The 24,563-nt window shown below is 57.1% G+C and carries 23 protein-coding genes, 1 tRNA gene, 1 other RNA gene and 1 other annotated feature; of the genes, 20 read left to right on the top strand and 5 right to left on the bottom strand.

Going from position 1 to position 24,563, the window contains the following annotated elements; all coding sequences use genetic code 11:
• Positions 1-191 precede the first annotated feature (191 nt).
• The 3 genes from B0B07_RS15000 (at position 192) to B0B07_RS14990 (ending at position 3,709) form a co-directional block, all read left to right on the top strand.
• Positions 192-677 (top strand): glutathione peroxidase, encoded by a 486-nt coding sequence (locus tag B0B07_RS15000; protein WP_076760233.1) that lies wholly within the window; start codon positions 192-194, stop codon positions 675-677.
• 93 nt (positions 678-770) lie between these two features.
• The gene (gene guaB, locus B0B07_RS14995) at positions 771-2,234 is read left to right on the top strand and encodes an IMP dehydrogenase (RefSeq protein WP_076760231.1); all 1,464 of its coding nucleotides are present in this window, start codon (positions 771-773) and stop codon (positions 2,232-2,234) included.
• Between the two features lie 137 nt (positions 2,235-2,371).
• Complete coding sequence (locus tag B0B07_RS14990) at positions 2,372-3,709, top strand: serine hydrolase (RefSeq protein ID WP_076760229.1); 1,338 nt, start codon at positions 2,372-2,374, stop codon at positions 3,707-3,709.
• Between the two features lie 58 nt (positions 3,710-3,767).
• Here the strand turns inward: B0B07_RS14990 and pdxR are convergent, their stop codons facing one another.
• Positions 3,768-5,210: a MocR-like pyridoxine biosynthesis transcription factor PdxR gene (gene pdxR / locus B0B07_RS14985; protein ID WP_234982422.1), complete on the bottom strand. Its 1,443-nt coding sequence runs from the start codon at positions 5,208-5,210 to the stop codon at positions 3,768-3,770.
• Between the two features lie 94 nt (positions 5,211-5,304).
• Here pdxR and pdxS point away from each other — a divergent pair, with 94 nt between their 5' ends.
• Positions 5,305-6,159 (top strand): pyridoxal 5'-phosphate synthase lyase subunit PdxS, encoded by an 855-nt coding sequence (gene pdxS / locus B0B07_RS14980; RefSeq protein ID WP_076760226.1) that lies wholly within the window; start codon positions 5,305-5,307, stop codon positions 6,157-6,159.
• A 119-nt stretch (positions 6,160-6,278) separates the two neighbouring features.
• Positions 6,279-6,495 (top strand) — a binding site (T-box leader).
• A 65-nt stretch (positions 6,496-6,560) separates the two neighbouring features.
• Entirely contained in the window at positions 6,561-7,844 is a 1,284-nt protein-coding gene (gene serS, locus B0B07_RS14975) for a serine--tRNA ligase (RefSeq protein WP_076760224.1), read from the top strand.
• A gap of 575 nt (positions 7,845-8,419) precedes the next feature.
• Here serS and tadA read toward each other — a convergent pair.
• A complete protein-coding gene (gene tadA / locus B0B07_RS14970; protein ID WP_076760222.1) occupies positions 8,420-8,980 on the bottom strand; it encodes a tRNA adenosine(34) deaminase TadA in 561 nt (186 codons plus the stop codon).
• Positions 8,981-9,110: 130 nt separating this feature from the next.
• Between tadA and B0B07_RS14965 the strand changes: the two genes are divergently transcribed.
• The 3 genes from B0B07_RS14965 (at position 9,111) to B0B07_RS14955 (ending at position 11,661) form a co-directional block, all read left to right on the top strand.
• Complete coding sequence (locus tag B0B07_RS14965) at positions 9,111-10,253, top strand: glycosyl hydrolase family 18 protein (protein ID WP_076760220.1); 1,143 nt, start codon at positions 9,111-9,113, stop codon at positions 10,251-10,253.
• A 104-nt stretch (positions 10,254-10,357) separates the two neighbouring features.
• Positions 10,358-10,996 carry a deoxynucleoside kinase gene (locus B0B07_RS14960; RefSeq protein ID WP_076760217.1) on the top strand — a complete coding sequence of 213 codons (639 nt, stop codon included), beginning with the start codon at positions 10,358-10,360 and terminating at the stop codon, positions 10,994-10,996.
• Positions 10,993-11,661, top strand: a complete 669-nt coding sequence (locus tag B0B07_RS14955) for a deoxynucleoside kinase (RefSeq protein WP_076760215.1) — start codon at positions 10,993-10,995, stop codon at positions 11,659-11,661. Before B0B07_RS14960 ends, B0B07_RS14955 begins: the two co-directional genes overlap by 4 nt.
• Before the next feature lie 104 nt (positions 11,662-11,765).
• Here B0B07_RS14955 and B0B07_RS14950 read toward each other — a convergent pair whose 3' ends face one another.
• Complete coding sequence (locus B0B07_RS14950) at positions 11,766-13,136, bottom strand: aspartate kinase (protein ID WP_076760238.1); 1,371 nt, start codon at positions 13,134-13,136, stop codon at positions 11,766-11,768.
• Positions 13,137-13,310: 174 nt separating this feature from the next.
• On the opposite strand from B0B07_RS14950, the gene thrC reads away from it, so the two are divergent.
• From thrC to B0B07_RS14935, 3 genes are all read left to right on the top strand, one after another.
• Positions 13,311-14,387 (top strand): threonine synthase, encoded by a 1,077-nt coding sequence (gene thrC / locus B0B07_RS14945; protein WP_076760213.1) that lies wholly within the window; start codon positions 13,311-13,313, stop codon positions 14,385-14,387.
• Positions 14,387-15,286, top strand: a complete 900-nt coding sequence (gene thrB / locus B0B07_RS14940) for a homoserine kinase (RefSeq protein WP_076760211.1) — start codon at positions 14,387-14,389, stop codon at positions 15,284-15,286. Before thrC ends, thrB begins: the two co-directional genes overlap by 1 nt.
• A gap of 75 nt (positions 15,287-15,361) precedes the next feature.
• Positions 15,362-15,775, top strand: coding sequence for a GNAT family N-acetyltransferase (locus B0B07_RS14935; protein ID WP_076760209.1), 414 nt, complete (start codon positions 15,362-15,364; stop codon positions 15,773-15,775).
• 113 nt (positions 15,776-15,888) lie between these two features.
• On the opposite strand, the gene B0B07_RS14930 is transcribed toward B0B07_RS14935, so the two are convergent.
• A complete protein-coding gene (locus B0B07_RS14930) occupies positions 15,889-17,112 on the bottom strand; it encodes a CDP-glycerol glycerophosphotransferase family protein (RefSeq protein WP_076760207.1) in 1,224 nt (407 codons plus the stop codon).
• A gap of 179 nt (positions 17,113-17,291) precedes the next feature.
• On the opposite strand from B0B07_RS14930, the gene B0B07_RS14925 reads away from it, so the two are divergent.
• The 3 genes from B0B07_RS14925 to B0B07_RS14915 all read left to right on the top strand — a co-directional run bounded on the left by B0B07_RS14925 (position 17,292) and on the right by B0B07_RS14915 (position 19,954).
• Positions 17,292-18,503, top strand: a complete 1,212-nt coding sequence (locus B0B07_RS14925; protein WP_076760205.1) for a glycosyltransferase — start codon at positions 17,292-17,294, stop codon at positions 18,501-18,503.
• The gene (locus tag B0B07_RS14920) at positions 18,493-19,197 is read left to right on the top strand and encodes an HAD-IIB family hydrolase (RefSeq protein ID WP_234982421.1); all 705 of its coding nucleotides are present in this window, start codon (positions 18,493-18,495) and stop codon (positions 19,195-19,197) included. The genes B0B07_RS14925 and B0B07_RS14920 overlap by 11 nt, the downstream gene beginning before the upstream one ends.
• 118 nt (positions 19,198-19,315) lie before the next feature.
• Positions 19,316-19,954 carry an acetylglutamate kinase gene (locus B0B07_RS14915; protein WP_084186721.1) on the top strand — a complete coding sequence of 213 codons (639 nt, stop codon included), beginning with the start codon at positions 19,316-19,318 and terminating at the stop codon, positions 19,952-19,954.
• 181 nt (positions 19,955-20,135) lie between these two features.
• Here the strand turns inward: B0B07_RS14915 and B0B07_RS14910 are convergent.
• Positions 20,136-20,228: transfer RNA gene (locus tag B0B07_RS14910), tRNA-Ser, on the bottom strand.
• Positions 20,229-20,332: 104 nt separating this feature from the next.
• Between B0B07_RS14910 and ffs the strand changes: the two genes are divergently transcribed.
• From ffs to B0B07_RS14880, 6 genes are all read left to right on the top strand, one after another.
• An RNA gene (gene ffs, locus B0B07_RS14905) (signal recognition particle sRNA large type) lies at positions 20,333-20,598 on the top strand.
• A 177-nt stretch (positions 20,599-20,775) separates the two neighbouring features.
• Positions 20,776-22,575, top strand: coding sequence for a DNA polymerase III subunit gamma/tau (dnaX, locus tag B0B07_RS14900; protein WP_076760201.1), 1,800 nt, complete (start codon positions 20,776-20,778; stop codon positions 22,573-22,575).
• A gap of 26 nt (positions 22,576-22,601) precedes the next feature.
• On the top strand, positions 22,602-22,922 hold the full coding sequence (locus B0B07_RS14895; RefSeq protein WP_076760199.1) for a YbaB/EbfC family nucleoid-associated protein: 321 nt from the start codon (positions 22,602-22,604) through the stop codon (positions 22,920-22,922).
• Between the two features lie 96 nt (positions 22,923-23,018).
• The gene (gene recR, locus B0B07_RS14890; protein WP_076760197.1) at positions 23,019-23,615 is read left to right on the top strand and encodes a recombination mediator RecR; all 597 of its coding nucleotides are present in this window, start codon (positions 23,019-23,021) and stop codon (positions 23,613-23,615) included.
• 28 nt (positions 23,616-23,643) lie between these two features.
• The gene (locus tag B0B07_RS14885) at positions 23,644-23,862 is read left to right on the top strand and encodes a YaaL family protein (RefSeq protein WP_076760195.1); all 219 of its coding nucleotides are present in this window, start codon (positions 23,644-23,646) and stop codon (positions 23,860-23,862) included.
• Positions 23,863-23,984: 122 nt separating this feature from the next.
• Positions 23,985-24,248, top strand: coding sequence for a pro-sigmaK processing inhibitor BofA family protein (locus B0B07_RS14880; RefSeq protein ID WP_076760193.1), 264 nt, complete (start codon positions 23,985-23,987; stop codon positions 24,246-24,248).
• The last annotated feature ends 315 nt before the right edge of the window (positions 24,249-24,563 follow it).

Genomic DNA, 24,563 nt, shown 5'->3' with positions numbered 1-24,563 from the left:
CTCTTCAGCGCCGATGGTAGTCGGGGGCTTCCCCCTGCAAGAGTAGGACATCGCTGGGCACAAGGCCGTCTCCAACCGGAGACGGTTTTTTTGTGCGTTCATTTTGGCCTGACCGGCACAGCCTGCGCCGTTTCTTTTGCGTATCCCCGCACTTCGGGGTACGGTTATAGAAAGGAGAGGAGCGTGTCCAGATGGCAGAAACGGTTTATGCGTTCAGTGCGACGAAAGCATTGGGCGGAACTCAGCCACTCCGCGATTATGAGGGCCGGGTATTGCTGATCGTCAATACGGCAAGCCAATGCGGCTTCACTCCGCAGTTTGAGGGCCTGCAGCAGCTCTTTGACGAATTCAAAGGGGAGGGATTGACGGTTCTTGGATTCCCTTGTGATCAATTCATGAACCAGGAATTTGGCGATATTCAAGAAACGCTTGATTTCTGCCAGGTGAACTACGGCGTGACGTTTCCGATGTTTGCCAAAGTGGACGTCAAGGGACCGGATGCCGATCCGCTTTTTCAATTCCTCACGGCACAGAAGAAAGGAATTCTTGGCGGCGCGATCAAATGGAATTTCACCAAGTTCCTCATCGGCCGCGACGGATGCCCTGTTGAGCGATATGCACCCCAGACCAAGCCCGAAAAGATCCGTGAAGACATCATTAAGCTGATCCGTGAATAATGGGAATACTTTTTCTTCAAACTGTTTCTTGACAGCCTTTTGGCCCGTTGTTAACCTAACAATAATATTCAGCGATATGGGGGCGGAAACGATATGTGGGAGACGAAGTTTGCCAAAGAAGGCCTGACATTTGACGATGTGCTGCTCATCCCGGCTGCATCGGAAGTATTGCCGAAGGAAGTGGATCTGTCGGTCCGCCTGACGGATCGGATTACGCTTAATCTCCCGATCATCAGTGCGGGGATGGATACAGTCACCGAAGCGAAAATGGCCATTTCGATGGCACGCCAGGGCGGCCTCGGCATCATTCATAAAAACATGAGCATCGAGGAGCAGGCCGAGCAGGTGGAACAGGTCAAGCGTTCCGAGAACGGCGTCATCACCAACCCGTTCTTCCTTACGCCGGAACACCAGGTGTTCGATGCCGAGCATCTGATGGGCAAGTACCGGATTTCGGGTGTTCCGATCGTCAACAATGAAGTGGACCTGAAACTGGTCGGCATCATCACGAACCGGGACATGCGGTTCATCGAAGACTACTCAGGCCAGATCAATGATTTCATGACGAAGGAAAATCTCGTGACGGCACCGGTCGGCACAACTCTGGAGGAAGCAGAAAAGATCCTTCAGAAGTATAAGATTGAAAAGCTTCCGATTGTCGATGAGGAAGGAATCCTGAAAGGCCTCATCACGATCAAAGACATTGAAAAGGTGATCGAGTTCCCTAAAGCCGCGAAGGATTCGCACGGCCGCCTTCTCGTCGGAGCCGCCATCGGCGTGACCTCGGATACGATGGTGCGTCTTGAGCAGCTCGTCAAAGCGGAAGTCGATGTCATCGTCATCGATACGGCGCACGGCCATTCCAAAGGCGTGCTTGACACCATCAGAGAGATCCGCGGAACCTATCCGGACCTGGATATCATCGCAGGGAATGTCGCCACTGCAGAAGGGGCAAGAGCCCTTTATGAAGCCGGCGCAGATGTGGTGAAGGTCGGCATCGGTCCGGGTTCCATCTGTACGACCCGTGTTGTCGCGGGAGTCGGGGTTCCTCAGATCACGGCCGTCTATGACTGTGCCACCGAAGCACGCCGCCAAGGCAAGACGATCATTGCGGACGGGGGCATCAAGTACTCGGGTGACATCGTCAAGGCGCTTGCAGCCGGCGGCCATGTCGTGATGCTCGGCAGCCTTCTTGCCGGCACATCCGAAAGCCCGGGCGAAACGGAAATCTTCCAGGGACGCCGCTTCAAGGTGTACCGGGGAATGGGCTCTGTTGCATCCATGGAGCACGGTTCCAAAGACCGTTATTTCCAGGAAGACGCAAAGAAACTCGTACCGGAAGGAATCGAAGGCCGTCTCCCTTACAAAGGGCCGCTCTCCGATACCATCCACCAGCTTGTCGGCGGAATCCGTGCCGGCATGGGCTATTGCGGATCGAAAGACCTCCAGGCACTTCGCGAAGAAGCGCAATTCGTCCGCATGACGGGTGCCGGCCTGCGCGAGAGCCATCCGCATGATGTTCAGATCACGAAGGAAGCACCGAACTATTCCATGTGATGTCCGATCGGACAAGCCATGCCTTTCCTCCCGAATCCGGGCGGAAAGGCATTTTTTTACCGGAACCCGGAGCAGTTCCTGTCGTTCTATGTTAAAATGAGACGGTTGATAAACAGATATATTCGGAGGGAAAGAGTTTGAAAAAGTTGTGGAAAAAGACGGCCGTGATCTTCATGATCATCCCGGTACTGATGATGTCGTTAATGGCGCAGCCGGCTTCAACCGAAGCGGCGGAGGATCTCGGCCTGCATGTGGATGCAGCCATCCTGATCGACGCGGATACGGGGCAGATCCTGTATGAGCAAAATGCGGAATCCCCGCTCGGCATCGCCAGCATGTCGAAGATGATGACGGAATACCTGCTGTTTGAAGCGATCAAAGATGGCAAGGTTACGTGGGACCAGGAATATACGGTGACCGATTACACGTACAAAGTCTCGCAGGATCGCGCGCTGAGCAACGTTCCGCTCCGTCTTGGGGAGAAATATACGATCCGTGAGCTCTACGAGGCACTGGCCATCTATTCTGCCAACGCCGCGACCATCGGCATCGCAGAGACGATTGCCGGTTCGGAGACGAAGTTCGTGAAGATGATGAATGACAAGGCCTCCGAACTGGGTCTGGAAGGCTATACATTCGTCAACTCCACCGGCCTGAATAACTCCCACCTCCATGGCATGCATCCGGAAGGGACAGGGGAGAAAGACGAAAACGTCATGCCGGCCAAGTCGGTCGCCCTCCTTGCCTACCGTCTTCTGAAGGACTATCCGGAAGTGCTCGACACGACAAGCATCCCAACAAAAGTTTTCCGTGAGGGCACGGACGACGCCATCAAAATGGACAACTGGAACTTCATGCTGCCGGGCTTCGTCTACGCCTATGACGGTGTGGACGGGCTCAAGACCGGTACGACCGAATTTGCAGGGCATTGCTTCACGGGTACGGCCAAGCGCGGGGATACCCGGCTCATCGCCGTTGTCATGAAGGCAGTGGATGAGAAAGGAAACGGATCGTACAAGGCCCGTTTCGACGCGGCCAAGGCGCTCTTCGAGTATGGGTTCAACCAATTCTCAGAAGAGGAGCTCCTTTCTGCCGGCCATCAATTCAAAGGCAATGAGACGGTACCTGTGAAGAAGGGCAAGGAAAAGACAGTGAAGGCCGGCGTCGAAAATCCGTTCAAGATGCTCGTGAAAACGACGGACAAAGATGAATACGGCGTCGAATTTGCCAAAGGCGACAGCAAGTCCCTCGAGGCACCGGTCAAAAAAGGCACCGTTGTCGGCAAGGCCAACATCGTCCGCAAAGATGGCGGAGAGTTGTATGGATTCATCGAAGGCGGACAGCTGTCCGCGGATGTCGTCACACTCGATTCGGTCGAAAAAGCGGGCTGGTTCAAACTCACCCTCCAGGCGATCGGAGACTTCTTCTCCGGGGTCTGGAACAAGTCCACTGACTTTGTCAAAGGACTGTTCTGATTCAGATTGATTCAAATGATAAGACGGGAAGGCATCTGCCTTCCCGTCTTTTTTGTCCTTATCTTATTCCTCCGGGGACGGACCAGCAGTCCATCAGCATCCGGATGACCGCCGGGATCCGTTTGTCCGGAATCCCGCCGAATCCAAGGACGATTTCAGCGATCCCTTCCCGGGGCACCGGGCTGATCGAGTAGGATCCTGCGCCTTGTACCCGGATTCCGGCACGGGCCGCCAGTGCGACGAGTTCCTCTTCCGTCCGGTCCGTCCGGACGGAAAGACGGAGGTGCATGCCCGCCTGGCTATCTTCGTATCTGACCGAATTGCTGTAGGGAGCGAGCGCTGCAGTGAGTGCGGTGTATTTGCGGCGGTACACTTTGCGCATCCGGTTCAGGTGGCGCGAGAAGGAGCCGTCCCGCATGAACCCGGCGAGAATGTGCTGGTCAAAGCGGGGGACCGTGGATGCATAATGGGCAAAGAGCTCCGAGTACCGGGGGAGCAGCCGGGGAGGAAGCACCATATAGGCAATCCGGAGAGACGGCATGAGTGATTTGGAGAAGGTGCTGATGTAGAGCACCCGGTCACTTCGCCCCATCCCCTGAAGGGCAGGAACGGGGATTCCCCCATAGCGGAACTCGCTGTCATAGTCGTCCTCGATGATGTAGCGGTCCGGCTTTTCTGATGCCCAGGCGAGCAACTGGCTTCGCCGGTGGGCGGACAGCACAGCTCCTGTGGGGAACTGGTGTGCCGGTGTCACATAGGCGGCATTTGCGCCGGTTTCGCCGAGGCGGAGCACGTCGATTCCTTCATTGTCGACCGGGACGGGGATTGCCCGCCGGTCGTTCCTCCGGAATATATGGTGGGTGAGCGGATAGCCGGGGTCCTCGATGGCATAAATGGTGTCCGGTCCGAGGAGCCGGATGACAAGCGGCATGAGCTGCTCGGTTCCGGAGCCGATGATGATCTGTTCCGGCGTGCAGGCGACTCCCCGGGAGTGGTTGAGGTAACGTGCGATCTCCTGCCTCAGCTCGGGTTCTCCATGCGGATGGCCCAGGAGAAGAAGGTCGGCCGAAGACTCGTCGATGACCGATTTTGCCTGCTTCCGCCATGCATCGAACGGGAAAGATTCCGTGTCGATTCTTCCCGGCGAAAAGTCATATTCGTAATCGGCCGGAGGGGGCTGGAGCGGCCCGGATTGAACCGGGGGCCCGGATGCCGATGGGGGTGCATAGGCGAGCTCGCCCACGTCCTGCACGAAAAAGCCGCTTCTCGGCCGGGAGCTGATATAGCCTTCTGCAAGGAGCTGTCCATAGGCCAGTTCAACCGTGGTGTTGCTGACGCTGAGGGTTTCTGCGAACTTCCGCTTTGACGGAAGCTTCGTGCCGACAGGCAGTGACCCATCGGTGATTTTGTTCCGGACGCCTTCATAAATCTGGACGTAGATCGGTCCGCCGTCCTCCCGGTCGATCGGTACGATGAGCATGGAATCCATCCTTTCTGTCATGAACTGGCCTTTTATTTTTAATAAATCTGGTCATTTTAATGTGGTCATCTTTCATTATACTGAAAAGTGGAACGAAACAACAGGGGAAGGAAGGATGATCATCATGCAATTTCAATACGGAGGCGTCATCATGGACGTCATCAATGCAGAACAGGCAAAAGTCGCGGAGGCGGCAGGGGCGGTAGCGGTCATGGCGCTGGAGCGGGTACCGTCGGATATCCGGAAAGCGGGCGGCGTTGCCCGGATGGCAGATCCGCGCATCATCGAAGAAGTGAAGAACGCGGTATCCATTCCGGTCATGGCGAAGGCGCGCATCGGTCATATCTCGGAAGCGCGTGTGCTCGAAGCGCTCGGTGTCGACTACATCGATGAAAGCGAAGTCCTGACACCGGCAGATGAAGAATTTCATCTGCTCAAGAGCGAATATGAAGTTCCGTTCGTCTGCGGCGCCCGCGACCTGGGCGAAGCGGCCCGCCGTCTCGGGGAAGGGGCGAAGATGCTCCGGACGAAAGGCGAGCCGGGTACCGGAAATATTGTCGAAGCCGTCCGCCACCTCCGCAAGGTGAACGCCCAGGTCAACCGGGTGATCCATATGAGCGAGGATGAGCTGATGGTTGAGGCCCGCGATTTGCAGGCGCCTTACGAAATCCTCCTTGCCATCCGTGAGAAAGGCCGCCTGCCGGTCACGAACTATGCTGCGGGCGGCGTGGCGACGCCTGCGGATGCCGCGCTCATGATGGAACTCGGAGCGGACGGCGTGTTCGTAGGATCGGGTATCTTCAAGTCGGAAAATCCGGAGAAGTTCGCCCGGGCCATCGTCCAGGCGACCCGGAACTTTAAGGATTATGCCTTGATCGGCGAGCTGTCGAAGGACCTCGGCAGCCCGATGAAAGGATTGGAAATCGCCTCGCTGGCGCAGGAAGAGCGCATGAGCGGACGCGGCTGGTGACGTGACGATCGTGAAACAGGGACGGGAGAATCCTGTCCCTGTTTTCTGTTCCGGGTGTGCCATACGGGACGAGGCTTGCTAATTCCCTTCCGGTGTAGTACAGTGTTGTTAATTTCACAGTCGAGTCGATGAGGGGAAGCAGTAGCGGGTCCCATCCTTACCAGAGAGCCGGCGGCAGGTGCGAGCCGGCAAGGATGTCCGTGAATCCGTCCCTGAGCAGCCGGGCTGAACCGAGGAGTAGGCCCGGCCGGCGGATGGACCGTTATTCCATGAAAGCGGGCTGCAGTTCATTGCGGCCAATTCGGGTGGCAACGCGGGAAAGCTCTCGTCCCTTTTTACGGGGACGGGGGCTTTTTTGTCTGTTTGCCCCTCATCGGACCGACCGACAAGGAGGAAGCAGCATGCTGGATATCAAATATGTCCGGGCTCATTTTGATGAGGTGAAGGAGAAGCTGTCGAAGCGGGGGGAAGACCTGGCCGATTTCGACCGGTTCGGCGAGCTGGACAGCCGCCGGCGCGAACTGATCGCCCAGGCCGAGGAGCTGAAGGCAGAACGCAACGCGGCGTCCCAACAGATCGCCGAGATGAAGCGCAACAAAGAGAATGCCGATGAGGCGATCAAGAAGATGCGCGAAGTGGGGGACCGGATCAAGGAGCTCGACGGCGAGCTTCATCAGGTCGAGGATGACCTGCAGTATATCATGATGCGCGTGCCGAACATTCCGCACGACAGTGTCCCGGTCGGTGACAGCGAGGACGACAATGTCGAAATCCGGCGCTGGGGAGATGTTCCGGAATTCGGTTTTGAGGCGAAGCCGCACTGGGAGATCGGCACCGATCTCGGCATCCTGGACTTTGAGCGGGCCGCGAAGACGACCGGCAGCCGCTTCGTCTTCTACCGTGGCGCCGGCGCCCGGCTCGAGCGCGCGCTCGCTGCGTTCATGCTCGATCTTCATACCGACGAGCACGGCTACGAGGAGATGCTGCCTCCGTTCCTCGTCAACCGCACGAGCCTGACCGGCACCGGCCAGCTGCCGAAGTTCGAGGAGGATGCCTTCCTCGTGGGGGAAGAGGATTATTTCCTCATTCCGACTGCGGAAGTGCCGGTGACGAACTTCCACCGCGACGAAATCCTCGACGGCGGGCATCTGCCGGAATCTTATGCGGCCTACAGCGCCTGCTTCCGCTCCGAAGCGGGATCCGCAGGCCGGGACACCCGCGGGCTCATCCGCCAGCACCAATTCAACAAAGTCGAGCTCGTCCACTTTGTGAAGCCGGAAGAGTCGTATGACATGCTCGAGAAGCTGACCGGCCATGCCGAAAAGGTTCTCCAACTTCTCGGCCTCCCGTACCGAGTGCTGAAAATGTGCACCGCCGATCTCGGATTCACGGCTGCGAAGAAATACGACATCGAAGTATGGATTCCGACGCAGGGCGTCTACCGTGAGATCTCGTCTTGCTCGAACTTCGAAGACTTCCAGGCACGGCGCGCGAACATCCGCTTCCGCCGCGAACAGGGCGCGAAGCCGGAATATGTCCACACGCTCAACGGAAGCGGCCTGGCCATAGGCCGGACGGTTGCGGCGCTCCTGGAGAACTACCAGCAGGAAGACGGTTCCGTCCTCATCCCGGAAGTGCTCCGTCCGTACATGGGCGGCAAGGAACGCATCGTTCCGTCCAAGTAACTGCAAACATGAAAAGCCCGCTGCCTCGGGGAGGCGGCGGGCTTTTTCATATTGGAGGATCCGTGTCCGTGATTACGCCGGGGCCAACGGATTGAGATATGGAACGGAAAGTTGAGTTATGGCTTTACGATTTACGATATGGAGCGGGAATTTGAGATATGGGCCGCCGATTTACGATATGGAGCGGGAATTTGAGATATGGGCCGCCGATTTACGATATGGAGCGGTGATTTGAGATATGGACCGCCGATTTACGATATGGAGCGGTGATTTGGGATATAGACCGCCGATTTACGATATGGAGCGGTGATTTGAGATATGGCCTGCCGATTTACAATATGGAACCCGAATTTGCGATATGGCCTGCCGATTTACAATATGGAGCAGGAAATTGAAATATGGGGCACCGTTTTTCAATATGAAACCGGAAATTGAGACATGGCTCGCCGATTTACAATATGGAGCTGTGATTTGAGAGATGGCCCTCCGATTTACAATATGGAATTGGAATTTGAAAGATGGCCGCCAGATTTACGAGATGGCCCCGTATTGAGATCCGCCTTGACGGTCTCCTATTATTCTCCGGCGGACTCCCGGTTTTCCTGCTCCCGCCGTGCCAGTTTTTCAGCTTTGCGCCGTTCCCGGATCTGCCGGAAGAATTCCGTCAGCAGAGCCCCGCATTCTTCGCCGAGGACGCCTTCCGTGACATCGCAGCGGTGGTTGAAGCGGGGGTCATCCAGCAGCCGATAGAGGGAATCCACACAGCCGGCTTTCGGATCCCGCGCCCCGTAGACGATGCGGGGGATGCGGGACTGGAGGATGGCGCCGGCGCACATCGGGCATGGCTCGAGCGTGACATAGAGCACCGTGTCCTCCAGCCGCCAGCTTCCGGTCCTGCGGCAGGCTTCCTCGATCGCCGCCAGTTCGGCATGGGACGTCGCCTGCTGTTCCTGCTCTCTCAGGTTGTGCGCCCGGGCAATGATTTCCCCGTCCTTGACGATGACCGCTCCGATCGGAACCTCGCCGAGACGTTCCGCCTTTCGTGCTTCCTCGATCGCAAGAGACATGAAGCGGCGATCGGCAGCTTCGGCGGTCCCGTCCGCATTTTTCAACTGATCCTGGTTCTCCTCATTCATTCCGGTCCCCGCCTTCGTTGTTTGGTCCTGTCCAGTTTACCATGAACGGCCCGGTCGGCCAGCCTCCGCTCTTATCACGGAAGCCCGCCTTTTTGCATATGATGAACCGGACTGATTGAGGAGTGATGGAATGATCCATGTCGTGAAGTCGGGCGAGAGCCTGTTTACGATTGCCCGGAGATACGATACGAATAGTGCGACCCTTGCAGCGGTGAACGAGCTTCCGGATCCCGATGTGCTCGTCGTCGGCCAGGCTCTCTACATCCCGCAGACGCCGGATCCGGACCGGCGGACGATCGAGACGAATGCCTACGCAGAATGGTATACGGCCGAACCGCCCGCCTCGCTGATGAATGAGATCCGCAAGCGGGGGCCGGAATTGACGTACATCATGCCGTTTGCCTATGAAGTGAGACGCAACGGTTCGCTTGTGCCGTTCAGCTGGGGGGATATCGGGGAAGCGGCAGCCAGGCAGGGGGCGTCCACAGCCATTGTCATCGTCAACATTGAAGAAGGCGGCTTCAGCGATACACTGGCCGAAGCCCTGTTCGACGATCCGGCAGCGCAGGACCGGATGATCCGTGAAATCATCGCGATGGCGAAAGAAAAAGGTGCAAAAGATGTTCATGTCGACTTTGAGTATCTCGGCAGGGAAAACCGGGAAAAGTATACGGCATTCCTCCGGAAACTGAAGAACGGCATCTCTCCGGAAGGACTGACGCTGTCGGTCGCCCTTCCCCCGAAAACTTCCGCCGAACAGCCCGGCAAATGGTATGAGGGACACGATTATGCCGCCATCGGGAATATTGCAGATTTCGTCGTCGTCATGACGTACGAATGGGGGTACAGCGGCGGGCCGCCGATGGCCGTCTCGCCGATCGGGCCTGTCCGGGATGTACTGGAGTTTGCCGTCAGCGTCATTCCGGCGAATAAAGTCCATATGGGGCAGAACCTTTACGGCTATGACTGGACGCTTCCGTACAAACAGGGAAATCCGCCCGCACGCACGCTGAGTCCGCAGGCCGCGCTGGCCCTGGCCAGGGAGCGGAATGCGGCCATTCAGTACGATGAGACGGCGCAGGCCCCGTTCTTCAATTACTGGCTCGACGGAAAGGAGCATGTGGTCTGGTTTGAGGATGCCCGTTCGATCAAAGCGAAATTCGACCTGCTGAACGAGCTGAAACTGAGAGGGATCTCATACTGGCACCTGGCATTTCCGTTTCCGCAGAACTGGCAGATCTTGTCGCAAATGTTCCACGTGAAAAAACTGTGAGCCGGTTTCCATCTTCTTCAGGAAGATGGACCCGGCTATTTTTCATCCTTTTCCTGTGATAAAATGAGATGTCGAATCAAGCGAAAGCAAGGGAGGAAACCCGGATGCACGTTCCGTTTATCGCGGTCGAAGGGCCGATCGGCGTCGGCAAGACGTCGCTGGCAGTCGACATCGCGGAAACGTTCCGATTCGGGCTGCTCAAGGAGATCGTGGATGAGAACCCGTTCCTTGGTAAGTTCTATGAAGACATCGAAGAGTGGAGCTTTCAGACCGAGATGTTCTTTCTGTGCAACCGGTACAAGCAGCTCGGCGACATCAAAAAGGGCCTGCTGGAACAGCAGCGGCCGGTCGTCGCGGACTATCATATATTCAAGAACCTTATTTTTGCAAAGCGGAGCCTGCAGCCGGACGAATATGCAAAATATGACCGGATCTACAACATTCTGACGGCGGACATGCCGATGCCGAATGTCATCGTCTACCTGAATGCGAGCCTTGAAACGCTCATGGACCGCATTGCCAGGCGCGGGCGGGAATTTGAAAAGAACATGGACCCGGCATACATTGCGCAGTTGTCCGCAGACTATGATGAATTCATCGGCCGGTTTGAAGCGGCCAATCCGGATATCCCGGTCCTCCGGTTCAGCGGAGACCGGTATGATTTCGTCAACAACAGCAACGACCGCACTGAAATCCTGGAGGAAGTTCACCGGGTAATTGAAAAAGGGGCCATCAGCAAATGAATCTACGCGAAAAATACAATATCCCAAAACATGCGGTCATCACCGTCGCCGGGACTGTCGGTGTCGGCAAGTCGACGATGACGAAAGCCCTTGCGGATGCGCTCGGCTTCCGGACATCTTTTGAAAAGGTGGACTCGAACCCGTATCTCGACCGCTTCTATGATGACTTTGAAAAATGGAGTTTCCATTTGCAGGTCTATTTCCTCGCGGAGCGGTTCAAGGAACAGAAGCGGATGTTCGAGTACGGCGGCGGCTTCATCCAGGATCGGTCGATCTATGAAGACACCGGCATCTTCGCCCGGATGCATTACGAAAAGGGGACGATGGATCCCGTCGACTATCAGACATACACCGAACTGTTTGAGGCGATGGTCATGACACCCTACTTCCCGCATCCGGACCTGCTCATTTATCTGGAAGGTTCGTTTGACCGGATTATCGAACGCATCCAGGAACGCGGACGTCCGATGGAGCAGTCCACCCCGATTGCCTATTGGGAAGAAATGTACGGACGCTACACGCGATGGATTGACTCGTTCAACGCGTGCCCGGTCCTCCGGCTCGATATCAAGGACTACGATCTGATGACGGACCCGAATGCCGTCGAGGATGTCATTGAACGGATGGGCCATTTCATGAAACAGGCCGACCTGCTCGGAAAATGAATGCGGTGAAACAGAGGAGCCCGGATTTCCCGGGCTTTTTTTGTATATGTAAAAACGCCCTGCCGGATCCAACCGGCGGGGCGTTCACGAACCATCGGGCCGCCTCAGACGGAGGAGACGGCGATGGGGACGAAAAACTCATTATAGACGGCACGCAGGGCTTTTTTCTCGTCCGCTTTGTGGACGCCGAACACGATGCTGACCTCGGAGGAGCCCTGGTTGATCATCTCGATGTTCGTTCCGGATCCGGCGAGGGCCATGGCAGCGCGGGCGGCGAGTCCTTTCGTATGCCGCATCGCTTCGCCGACAAGGACGATCATCGAATAGTCGGAGTTGAGATGGGCGTGGTCGACTTTTAGTTCCTCGTAGCAGCGGCGGAGGATGCGTTCCTCTTTTTCGGGCGTAAGGAATTTGTTGCGGATGATGACGGACATGTTATCGATGCCGGATGGTGTATGTTCAAACGAGATATTCTCGTCTTCGAGTATGCCGAGCAGCCGTCGGCCGAATCCGATTTCACGGTTCATGAGGTATTTGTCCACGAACAGCGTGCTGAATCCGCTGTCCGCTGCAATCCCGATCACCGGCTGGGTCTTGCAGTTGCGTTCCTTGACGATGAGCGTGCCGGGAGCGGACGGGTTGTTCGTGTTCCGGATGTTGACCGGCACCGATTTCAGGAAGGCCGGCATGAGCGATTCGTCATGGAGGACATTGAAGCCGTTGTAGGCGAGTTCGCGCATTTCCCGGTAGGTCATTTTCCCGATCAGTGCCGGGCGGTCGACGACATTCGGATTGGCGGCAAAGACCCCGTCGACGTCCGTGAAGTTTTCGTAGAGGTCGGCCCCGGTCGCCGCAGCAAGGATTGCCCCGGTGATGTCCGAACCGCCGCGTCCGAACGTGCAGAGGATGCCGTCTTTCGTGTACCCGAAAAACCCGGGGAAAACGATGACGCGCGGATCTTCCTTCAGCCCGGCAAGCCGCTCATAGCAAGCCGCGTCCGCCATGCCGTCTCCCGCCGGGCCTTCCACGATGAGGCCGGCATCCCGCGGGGACATATAGACCGCATCGACGCCGATCTGATTGAGATAGGCCGCAACCAGACGGGCGTTGTTGTCCTCGCCCGCCGCCTTCATCAAGTCCAGGAACCGGCCGGCATCGGGACGATCGGCACGGAGGCGTTCGAGCAAGTCCCGTTCAACCGATTCCGCGAATCCCGCCGCAAGCCCGAGTTCATCTGCAATGGACCGAAAGCGCCCGACGACTTCACCGAGATGCCGGCCGGTATCCTTTCCATCCAGCGCTGCATCGGCGAGGCGGATGAGCAGATCGGTCACTTTCGTATCTTCCGGATTTCGTTTGCCGGGAGCCGATACCACGATGATCCGCCGGGAACGGTCCGATGAGATGAGTCCTGCGACTTTCATGATCTGCTGTGCCGACGCGACTGAGGTACCACCGAATTTGCACACTTTCATCCCATCAAGTCCCATCTGAAGTGATTTCTTGCCCACAAAGGTGTTCAGCAAGTTGGAATTGTCCTAAAATATATACGGACGGGGTTGTCTCTGTCAACCTCGAAGTTTATAATGTCCTTGTGACGTGAACATTTGTTTCTTCATAGTGTACATACATCCGGAGGTGGCGTCAATATGGAAAGCAAACCGACTGCAAAGCGATGGAAAGGCCTGATCGAGGAATATCGGGAGTGGCTGCCGGTGACGGAGGACACGCCGAAGCTGACGCTGCATGAGGGCAATACACCGCTGATCCGGCTGGATCATCTGTCCCGCCTGTGGGATATCGACCTGTACGTGAAGACGGAGGGCACCAATCCAACGGGATCCTTCAAGGACCGGGGAATGGTCATGGCCGTTGCCAAGGCGAAAGAGGAGGGCAAGTCTGCACTCATCTGCGCATCGACCGGCAATACGTCCGCATCCGCCGCTGCGTACGGGGCACGGGCAGGCATGCGGACGGTCGTCGTCATCCCTGAAGGCCGCATCGCCCTCGGCAAGCTTGCCCAGGCAAAAATGTATGGTGCGGAGATTCTGGCGATCGAGGGCAACTTCGATGAGGCTCTGCGGATGGTCCGTGAAACCGCCGGCGATGAAATTGCACTCGTGAACTCGGTGAATCCTTACAGGCTGGAAGGCCAGAAGACGATCGCCTTCGAAACGATCGAGCAGCTCGGCAAGGTGCCCGACGTCTTTGCGCTCCCTGTCGGAAATGCGGGCAACATCTCGGCGGCGTGGAAGGGCTTCAAAGAATATTCGGACCGCAGGCAATCCGACCGGCCGCAGCTTCTCGGGGTCCAAGCCGCAGGTGCCGCACCGATTGTGAACGGGGCGCCGGTCCCGGACCCTGACACGGTGGCAACGGCCATCCGGATCGGAAATCCTGCGAGCTGGGAGCTGGCGGAAGCCGCGCTCGCGGAATCTGACGGCAACATCCTTGCCGTCACCGACGAGGAAATTCTCGATGCCTATAAGCTGCTGGCCGAGACGGAAGGCGTATTCGCCGAGCCGGCTTCCTGCGCGACGATCGCCGGTATCCGGAAACAGCTTGAGGAAGGCGGCCTTAAAAGAGGGGCAACGGTCGTCGGCGTGCTCACCGGCAACGGGCTGAAGGATCCGGACACGGCCATCAGCGTGAATGAAGGACAGGCTCCGATCACCCAGGAAGAATTCGAAGTGTTCATCGGTGCCCTGAATCCGGAGGAGGCCTGATGGAAAGCCGCATGATCACGGTCCGTGTCCCGGCGACGACAGCCAATCTGGGTCCCGGGTTCGACTGTGCGGCACTTGCCCTGTCAATCTACATGGAAGTACATGCCGAGCCGGCAGATCGCTGGGAGGTCGTATATGACGGCAGGGAGTATGCGTCCCTTGAAGGAGGGGAGGACAACCTGATTGTCCGCGCCCTTGTCGGGACGGCGGCACTCGGCGGCAAAACGGCACCGCCCTGCCGGTTGCGGGTCCGGTCGGACATTCCGCTCGGCAAAGGTCTCGGCAGCAGTGCGACGGCGGTCGCGGCGGGAATCGAGCTTGCAGACCGGCTGCTGGGCATCGGCCTTTCCCTGGAGGAAAAGGTCAAGATCGGCAGCGGCATGGAAGGGCATGCGGACAATGTCGTCGCAGCACTGCTGGGCGGCGCGACCTTTTCCCATTACCGGTCCGGCCGGGTCCATACGATCCACATTCCGGCGCCGGATGTGAGCGGGGTGGTCCTCGTGCCGGAAAACCCGTTTTCCACTGAGGAATCCCGGGGACTCCTGCCGGACCGGCTCGGTCACCGGGAGGCTGTCGGGGGCAGCAGTGCGTCGGGCGTGCTGGCGGCAGCCTTCGCGACGGGTGACTGGATGACGGCGGGCATGATGATGGAAGAGGATGTGTTCCATGAACCTTACCGGCAAGGCCTCTTTCCGGATTTCGACCGGATCCGCTCGTTCAGCCGGTCAGCCGGGGCTTTCGGCACGGCCGTCAGCGGCGCGGGGCCGTCGATTTTCGTGCTGGCCGCTCCCGGTTCCGAAGAGGCCCTTGCCGCCAAACTCGGCGAGGAATTCCCCGGATACGATCCGATCGCCGTCCGGGCAACGGCCGAGGGGGCCTCGGCGGTACCTGTCTGAGGAGGAAGAAAGTATGCTGATTTACTTTTGATCATTCCGTTTTTCCTGCACAAACATTGAAAGGGGAAGAACGGAATGAAGATCGAATACACGAATGACACCAAAGGGATTACGCCCGACATGCTGGAAGGCTTCTTTGTCGGCTGGCCCGATCCGCCGGAGCCCGGAATGCACTTGACTCTCCTCCGGCAGAGCAGCCACCGGGTGCTTGCCCTGGATCCGGCTGAGGGGCGGGTTATCGGATTCATCACCGCTGTGAGCGATGGTGTGCTGTCTGCCTATATCCCGCTGCTTGAAGTCGTGCCCGGGCGGCAGGGGGAGGGCATCGGACAGGAGCTTGTCCGGCGGATGCTAAAGGAACTCCAGGACTTTTACATGGTCGATCTGTGCTGTGATGCCGGGCTCGTTCCGTTCTATGAACAACTGGGCCTTCACCGGGTAAACGGCATGGTGCACCGGAATTACGGACGCCAGTCCGGAAAGAGATAAAAAAGAGCGGAACCCCAGGGGTTCCGCTTTTTTATGGTCATGGGTTCTAAAGGGGGAAGCCCACGCATAAACTATCTTGTTGGACGATTTGCCGGCCTGTGTGCCGTCTTTTTTTATTCGGCCGGTACGGTCTTCCGGGCCATCATCGGGGGACGGTCTTCGGAAGGGACCGGGCCGATGACTTTGTCTGCCAGCCGCCGGCAGTTCTCCCTGTCGAAGTAGCCGAAGTAGTGCGGGGCCTTTTCATAAAACGGGTTTGTATTGGCACCGGCTGTGATCCGGTCCAGGAGATTCGTGACCTCTTCTGCCGTTCGGGCTTTGTAGCCGTAAAGGTCCCCGTCGAGGTCGAGGTAGGTCCCCCGTTTTTCCTCCAGTTCTTCCTGGTCAAACATATAGAAGATGATCGGTTTGTTCTGGTAAAGAAAATCCCAGGAAACGCTCGTATAGTCGGTGAGCAGCATGTCCGCCCGGATGACCTCTTCCTTGACCGAAATTTCATCGAAGCTGACGAACCGGATCCGGGAAGAGCCCGGCAGATTTCTGAAGACGGACTCAAACCGCTTCATGAACGGATGAAGGGCCACTTTGACATGGAGCCCCCGTTCACGGATAAGCCGGCGGATTCCGGGGTCTTCCAGCATTCCGACCGTCCGCCGGAAATATTCGCTCTCCATGAACTGCTCATCCGTCAGGCCGAACAGCCATTCCCGCCAGGTCATCATGACGAGGATGTTGCGGACCTCGGGTGCCGGGCTGTCCGGTTCCAGCCGGTCGAAGCGGGCCATGCCGGTGATGATGAGCTTTTCGGGCGGGAAGCCCCAGCCGTTCAATTTGATGTCCCGTTCGTAATCCGATGCGCAGTTGAAATAGTCCGTCCGGCGCAGGAGGGGGACGTCTTCCGGCTGGATCAGGATTTTCTTGAACCCTTCGATCCCGTGGCTGATATGGGTCATGATCGTCTTTTTGTTGTGGTGGATGTATGGATCGATGCCGGGGGCAAGATCGTAGAGGATGGAATGGCCGTGGAACGTGTAGTCCGCCCGGAAAAACAGAACGTAATTCCGGAAGCTGCCGAGCGGGACCGCGTTCCTGATGCCTTCGCGTTTCACATAATTCGAACTCCGGTCGTACAGCCAATAAGTTTTTAAATCAGGGCGTTCCCTCGTGAGGTATGTATGGAACACCGAAGCGTTGTCTTCATATTTCTCTCCAAGGTTCCCGCCGACAAGAACGATCGGCTTGTCCCCTGACGGAAGAATCCGCGCCAATATCCGCGCGGCAGCCACCTTGACGGCGACAAGGGCCGGGTCGTACCATCTGATTTTTTTAAGTCCCATAAGCTCCCGCCTTTCTTTATTTGTTTTCTCTCTATTTTATATGATTACCCGATTTTTCTAGAAGTATGTTAATTTTTGTTTGAATTTTAATGAATAGGGTATACAAAAGTACTAAACTGCATTTTTTCGGCGGTAGTTCCCTACAGGTAAAAGAGATTGTGAAAGGGGTTGTTGTCTGAATGTGCAAAAAGATATTGTTCATCTCAGACCATGGTGACCCGCTCGCAGAACTGGGCGGCAAACAATCGGGCGGCCAGAATAATTATGTGAAGCAACTGGCGTGTGCCCTGGCGGAGCGGGGGCTTGAAGTGGATGTCGTGACCCACTGGAGTGACGGGGATTCACCGAGGATCGAGCCTTTCGGCGGATCCTGCCGGGTGGTCCGGATTGCTGCCGGCCGCCGGGGATATGTCCCGAAATCCGAGATGGTCCGGCTCCTTCCCGAATTCCAGCGAGAAATGCATGCAATCCTTCCGCTCGGTGATTATGACGTCGTCCATACCCATTACTGGATGTCCGGGCTGATCGGCCTTGCGCTCAAGCGTGAATTTGGCATTCCTCTCATCCATACTTCCCACTCTCTCGGGATCGCGAAGGCGAAGGCGACCGGCGTGAGGGAGGAAGAGCGGCTCAAGGCAGAACGGCAAATCCTTGAGGCTGCAGACCGGGTGATCGCCACCACTCCGACAGAGAAAGACATGATCCTCGACTACACGGAAGGCAGATCGACCATTTCCGTCATCCCGATCGGGGTCGACGAGGCATTTGAAAAGAAACAGGCAGAACCAAAAACCGACCGGCCGCTGTTCGCCTATGCGGGACGCTTTGAGAAAACGAAGGGCATCCTGACGCTGCTCCGGGGGTTCCGGCTGTTCCTCCGGCACGGGACAGATGCCCATCTGATCCTGGCGGGAGGGGCAGCTGAAGATATCGATCCCAAATCGGGCTTGCCCGTCCAGTCGAAACTGCGACAGGCGATAGCCGGGATTGAAGACCATGTGACCTTCCTCGGACCGCTTTCACAGGAAGAGCTGGCGTCGCTGTTCACAAGGGCAACGGCTGCCGTGGTGCCGTCCTATTATGAATCATTCGGGATGGTCGCAGCGGAGGCGCAGGCGTGCGGGACTCCCGTGATCGCGTCGGAGGTCGGCGGCCTGCAGGATGTTGTGCAGGACGGAAGGACCGGACTGCTCGTCACGGCACGGAACCCTGCGGAATTGTCCCGTGCACTCCGGAAACTGGCCGCAGACCGGGAACTCGCGGACCGGCTCGGCAAGCAGGCGGCCCAGAGGGCGAAGGCCCTGTTCAGCTGGCCGTCCGTGGCAAAGGCGGTACATGAAGTATACGAGGTGTTGCACGGTGCAGAAGATCCGGCGTTTGTTGGCGACTGACCTTGACGGCACCCTTGTCGGTGACGAAGACGGGCTGCGGGAACTCCTCCGGTACTACGAGGCACAGCCGGACCCGGTAGCGCTGGTCTATGTCACGGGACGGCACAGGGCCTCTGCGGAGGAATTGATCCGGGAAGAAAGACTGCCGGATCCGGATCTTCTCATCACGGACGTGGGCGCGGCCATCTTCGAAGGGACCGGACTGGTTGAAGACCCGGACTGGTCGGCACGGATGTCGCAGGACTGGCAGCCGGATCAAATTGCGGATGAGGCTTCCGGGATCCCGGGCATCACCCGCCAGGAACTCCCGGACAACCGCCGTGTCTCGTTTTACAGCGAGGGGCCGGAACCCGCCGGGGAACTGAGGGAACGGCTTCGTGCGAAGGGCATTCCCCATACGTTCATCTTCAGCTCCGGGCGGGATATCGATATCCTGCCGGCAGGAGGGGGGAAAGGCGAGGCGCTTCGCTACGTGACAGAAAAGTGGGTCGAGGACGGGGCAGACATATTGATTGCGGGAGACTCGGGGAACGACCGGGACATGCTGACGATCGGCCACCCTTCGGTCATCGTGGCGAATGCGCAGCCGGAACTGTCGGAGTTGGGCGCACGTGAAGGCCTTTTCCGTGCGAGCCGTCCGTGTGCAGGCGGTATTCTGGAGGCATGGTGCCACTTTTACGGGAATCCGAAATGAACTGAACGCTGAGGAGAGCCGCTTTCAAGAGCGGGCTTTTTCCGTTTGGGAATGAGGCTCACAGGCGGGCGCCCGGATGAATAGGATAGGCTATCCGACAAATCGGGGTGACTCATTGATGGAAAGTTGCTTTATTCCTTCGCCGGTTTTCGTCATGCGTCCTGCAGGGTTCATGCTGGTGCCGGTCATAAATGCAGAAATGCCGGGAGGGACCGGAAAGTATGTCACGAAGAAGGCAGCCGGGCTTAAGGCGGATATGCGCCTTCTCTGGGAACAGCATATTACCTGGACCCGGATGACCATCACCAGTCTGGTTTTTGACCTCCCGGACACAGATTTCACAGTAAAGCGACTGCTGCGGAATGCGGAAGACATGGGGAACGCCATCCGGCCATATTACGGCGACCGGGCAGGCGACCGTTATGCCGCCTTGATCAGGGAGCATCTGACGATTGCGGCAGAGCTCGTGAAAGCGGCAAAGGCGGGGGAGAACGAAAAAGCGGAGCGGATCGAGAAGGAATGGTATCGGAATGCCGATGAGATTACGGACTTTTTCAGCGGCCTGAATCCATATGTAGACCGGGAAGATCTTCGGAAGATGTTTTATGAACATCTTTCCCTCACCAAAACGGAGGCCGTCTGCATGATCATCCGGAATTTCGAACTGGAGATCGAAGTCTATGACCGGATCGAGTCCGCTGCGCTCATGATGTCCGACATGATGTCCGACGCCATCATCCGCCAATTCAGGCTGTGACGAAGCGGCCGCCGGTCATCCCATCAAAATAAAGAAGCGGCCTGCAATTGAATGCAGGCCGCTTCTTTTGTATATGAGTTCCCGTTCTTTGAAATTTTCAATCAGGAACATGAGAGAAAAAATCGCTGCCGGTGCGGTGCAACGAGTTTTTTCTATCTCAAATTTATGCGCGTTTTGTGAATGGCGGAGGAGGAGGGATTCGAACCCCCGCGCGGTTTGACCCGCCTGTCGGTTTTCAAGACCGGTCCCTTCAGCCAGACTTGGGTACTCCTCCGTGTCACGCCTTCTAATTTATCATGGTCCGATCTCCTGTGTCAACGGAATTGAACAGAGTGACCCGGTTGATTTTTATGGCGGGAAGCCGTATAATGAAACTCGCCGTGCTAGGTGGGAAGGTAGCGGTGTCCTGTAACCCGCAATCCGCTCCAGCGGGACTGAATCCCTTTCCGAGGCTGCTGTCATGCAGGGTCTGCCTTCTGCACGTAGTGTTGACGTTTGGGTCCTGCGCAATGGGGCCCCATGAACCATGTCAGGTCCGGAAGGAAGCAGCATTAAGTGGTATTCTCCATGTGCCGCGGGGCAGCCTAAACCGAGCCAACGACAGGAGTAACGCTTGTGTGCATCGGTCGAAGAAAGGTGCACGGCATTGATTTCAAATGATCGGCCCGTCCGGATCCGGACGGGTCTTTTATTATGCGGAAAAGTCCCGGGAGACTTCAGGAAAAGCCTTCGGAAATCCGGATGTGAGAAGGGCATGCGGGACCCCGCTGTGGTATAATGGAAGCATGTGAAAAAAGATCTCAGAGGAGGAGGGGCAGCCGATGTATCAGGCGTTTTACCGGGCATACCGGCCACAGACATTCGGGGACATGAGCGGGCAGCAGCATGTCAGGCGGACGCTGCAGAACGCCCTCCTCCAGGGCAAGACAACCCACGCTTACCTGTTTTCCGGTCCCCGGGGGACGGGGAAGACGAGTGCAGCCAAGATATTTGCCAAGGCCCTCAACTGTGCCGAGGCCCCGGCTGCGGAGCCGTGCAATGAATGTGCGTCCTGCCGGGGGATCATGGACGGATCGGACACGGACGTCATTGAATTTGACGCCGCCTCGAACTCCCGGGTCGAAGAAATCCGGGACATCATCGAGAAAGTCCGGTTTGCACCGTCCAATTCAAGGTTCAAAGTGTATATCATCGATGAAGTCCATATGCTTTCGAACAGCGCGTTCAATGCCCTCCTGAAAACTCTGGAGGAACCGCCGGCGCACGTGGTCTTCATCCTGGCCACGACCGAGCCGCACAAACTGCCTCCGACGATCATTTCTCGGTGCCAGCGATTCGATTTCAAACCGCTCTCGCGCGCCGATCTGACGAGCAGGATGGAGCAGGTGCTTGAGGACGTCGGAACCGGCTACGATATCCAGGCGATCAGGGTGATTGCCCGGGCGGCGGCGGGCGGCATGAGGGATGCCCTCAGCATGCTGGACCAGGCCGTTTCATTCGGCGGCGACGGAGTGGCGCTTGAGGATGCGGTCATGGTGACCGGCTCGATCGGCGAAGAGCTGTTCCAGGACATCGCCCGGTCCCTTGCGGAAAAAGACGCTGCAGGCGCCCTGTCGATTTTGGAGCGGCTCGTCTCGGAAGGGAAGGATGTCGTCAGGCTGACCGAGGATCTGATCACGTTTTTCCGGGATCTGCTCGTCATGAAAGCAGCCCCCGGCATGCCGGATCTGTATGAATTGATCTCGGATCCGGAAGGGGTTTCGGCGCTTGTCGAACAATTTCCGGAAAGCAGGCTGTATGCGTTCATCGATATCCTCTCCGAAACAAGGCAGGACATGCGGTTCTCGAACCATGCCCGGATCTATCTCGAGGCGGCGCTTCTCCGGATGATCCAGGCGGACGGGCAAATCCCGTCTGCTGCCGGGCAGTCCGATTCCGGATCGGGAGCGGGAGTGGAAGAGCTTCAGCTGAAGGTGGGACGCCTGGAGCAGACCGTGCTCGAACTCCGGCAGATGCTGAAGGACGGGGTTGCCGTGCGAGACGGCGCTCCGTCTTCCGGCGCCCGGCAGGCGGCTCCGGCAAGGAGAGCGGCTCCGAAGTCGAAGAACGGATTCAATATCCAGGAAGGCCGCATCAAAGATATCCTCTCACGCGCGACAAAAGAGGATATCCAGGCCATCAAGTCGAACTGGGCCGCCGTGCTTGGAGATATGCAGAAATCACAGGCGGCACTGCTCAATGATGCGGAACCGGTCGCGGCATCGAACGACGCCTTTGTGTTAAAATTCAAATATGCAATCCACTGCGGGATGGCCGCGGGCAATCCGGACTTCATGGGTTCGTTCAGCCAGCTGCTCACGGGACGCACCGGCACCGCCTATGAAATGGTGTTTGTTCCGGAAGAGGACTGGCTGAGGATCCGTGAATCATTCATCCGGGAGCATGGCCTCGGCAAAACGCAGGAGAAGGGCGACCGGCCGGACGACCGGCATCCGGACGAGATGGCTGCGGAAGAGGCGCTCGGCCTTCTCGGCGAGTCGGGGGCGCTCGAGCAGGATCCGATTGTTGAAGAAGCGGAGAAACTGTTCGGGAAACAGGCCGTCCATGTACATGATGACTGACTTTTAATCTTGAGGAGGAATTTGATATGCGCGGCATGGGGAATATGCAAGGCATGATGAAGCAGATGCAGAAAATGCAAAAGAAAATGGCGGAAGCCCAAGAGGAACTTGGTGAAAAGCGTCTGGAAGGCACGGCGGGCGGAGGAATGGTCAAAGTGGTCGTCTCCGGACACAAAGAAGTGCTTGAGGTAACGGTCGATCCGTCGGTTGCCGATCCCGAAGACGTTGAAATGCTCCAGGACCTGATTGTCATTGCCACGAACGATGCACTCAAGCAGGCGGATGAACTGACGAATTCAACGATGGGACAGTTCACAAAAGGCATGAACCTCCCGGGGATGTTCTGATCCGGAGAGACGATGCAAATAATTCGGGACGGGCCGGCACCGGATGGGTGGGGCCCGTCCTTCCTTTCGCGGAAATGATGAGGAGGAGCGAACAGATTGCATTATCCTGAACCGATTTCCAAGCTGATTGACAGCTTCATGAAGCTGCCGGGCATCGGGCCGAAGACGGCTGCCCGGCTCGCTTTCTATGTTTTGGACATGAAGGAAGATACCGTGATGGAATTCTCCCGTGCCCTTGTCGATGCCAAGCGTAAGCTGACCTATTGTTCGGTATGCGGCCATATCACCGATACGGACCCGTGCCGCATCTGCCAGGATTCCGGGCGGGACCAATCGATGATCTGCGTGGTTCAGGAGCCGAAGGACGTGATCGCCATGGAGAAGATGCGCGACTACAACGGCCTCTACCACGTCCTCCATGGCGCCATTTCGCCGATGGACGGAATCGGTCCCGAAGATATCAATATTCCGGACCTCCTGAAGCGATTGCAGGATGAAACCGTGCAGGAAGTGATCCTGGCGACCAACCCGACCATTGAAGGGGAGGCAACGTCCATGTACATTTCGCGGCTCATCAAGCCTTCCGGAATCAGGACGACCCGGATTGCCCACGGCCTCCCGGTCGGCGGCGATCTGGAATATGCGGATGAAGTGACCCTCTCCAAAGCACTCGAGGGCAGAAGGGAATTGTGAAGTCGTCGGCAAAGGCGGGGGGATAAGTATGTTCGGGCGCAGAAACAAGCTGAAACGGGAATTCGATGAACGCCTGGTCCTCCTTCTGGAGACAACGAGGGAAGAATGGATGCAGGCGAGGGAGCTTGAACGCCAGGCTGGACGCTTCGATGAAGAGGGAGTGGCGAAAGTGCAGAGGCAGCTTGCCGAATGCCGCCATTTCTATCTGTTCAAGGAAGCCCGTGAGCGAAATCTTCATATGAAGTAAGACAGACGGCACCGGACAACCTGATTGTCCGGTGTTTTATTTTTGGCGCACCGTTTTGCATAAGGAGGGGCATGATGGCATACAGTGAGTCGTGTTGAATTTTTTAGAAGGAAGTGATCGGATTGAAGATTGCATTGGGAACGGCAGCCGTCCTGTTCGTCCTGTTGATCTGCATCCGCAACAAGCGGATCTTCTATACAGTTGCAGAAAAGCTGTCTGTTTTCTGGTTCAGGCTGGCGGCATCTTTCCTGATTCTGTTCCTGTTGAATCTTGGAGCCGGGCTGATCGGGTTCTTTGTCCCGATCAATGTGGCATCGGGCCTGCTCATCGCCATTCTCGGCATTCCGGGTATCGCCTCCGTCTGTGCGCTGTCGGTGCTTCTCTGATTTATTTCACACGGATTGATAAAAAGGGGTTGCATTCATGAAGGGAAGGGAGTATATTAAGGAGGTCGCCTTTTGGGGCGGAAAACACGATTGAAAAAAGTGTTTGACACCACGATGACGACGTGATATTATAATAAAGCTGTCGCAAGAAAACGCGGCAACGAACTGAACCTTGAAAACTGAACAGCAAAACGCTGATAAAACTGTTCCCGGAACCCGACCCCGTCGGGCGAACGGAACAACTGATTCGGACATATCAAGCAGATATGCCAGCAACAAAGTATGAGCTTACTCATACTCTCTTATGGAGAGTTT

Origin of the sequence: Edaphobacillus lindanitolerans, from assembly GCF_900156305.1 — a bacterium.
GTDB lineage: Bacteria > Bacillota > Bacilli > Bacillales_A > Planococcaceae > Bhargavaea > Bhargavaea lindanitolerans.
The sequence above is the reverse complement of the archived record's forward strand: the minus strand, read 5'-3'. Positions and strand labels throughout refer to the sequence as shown.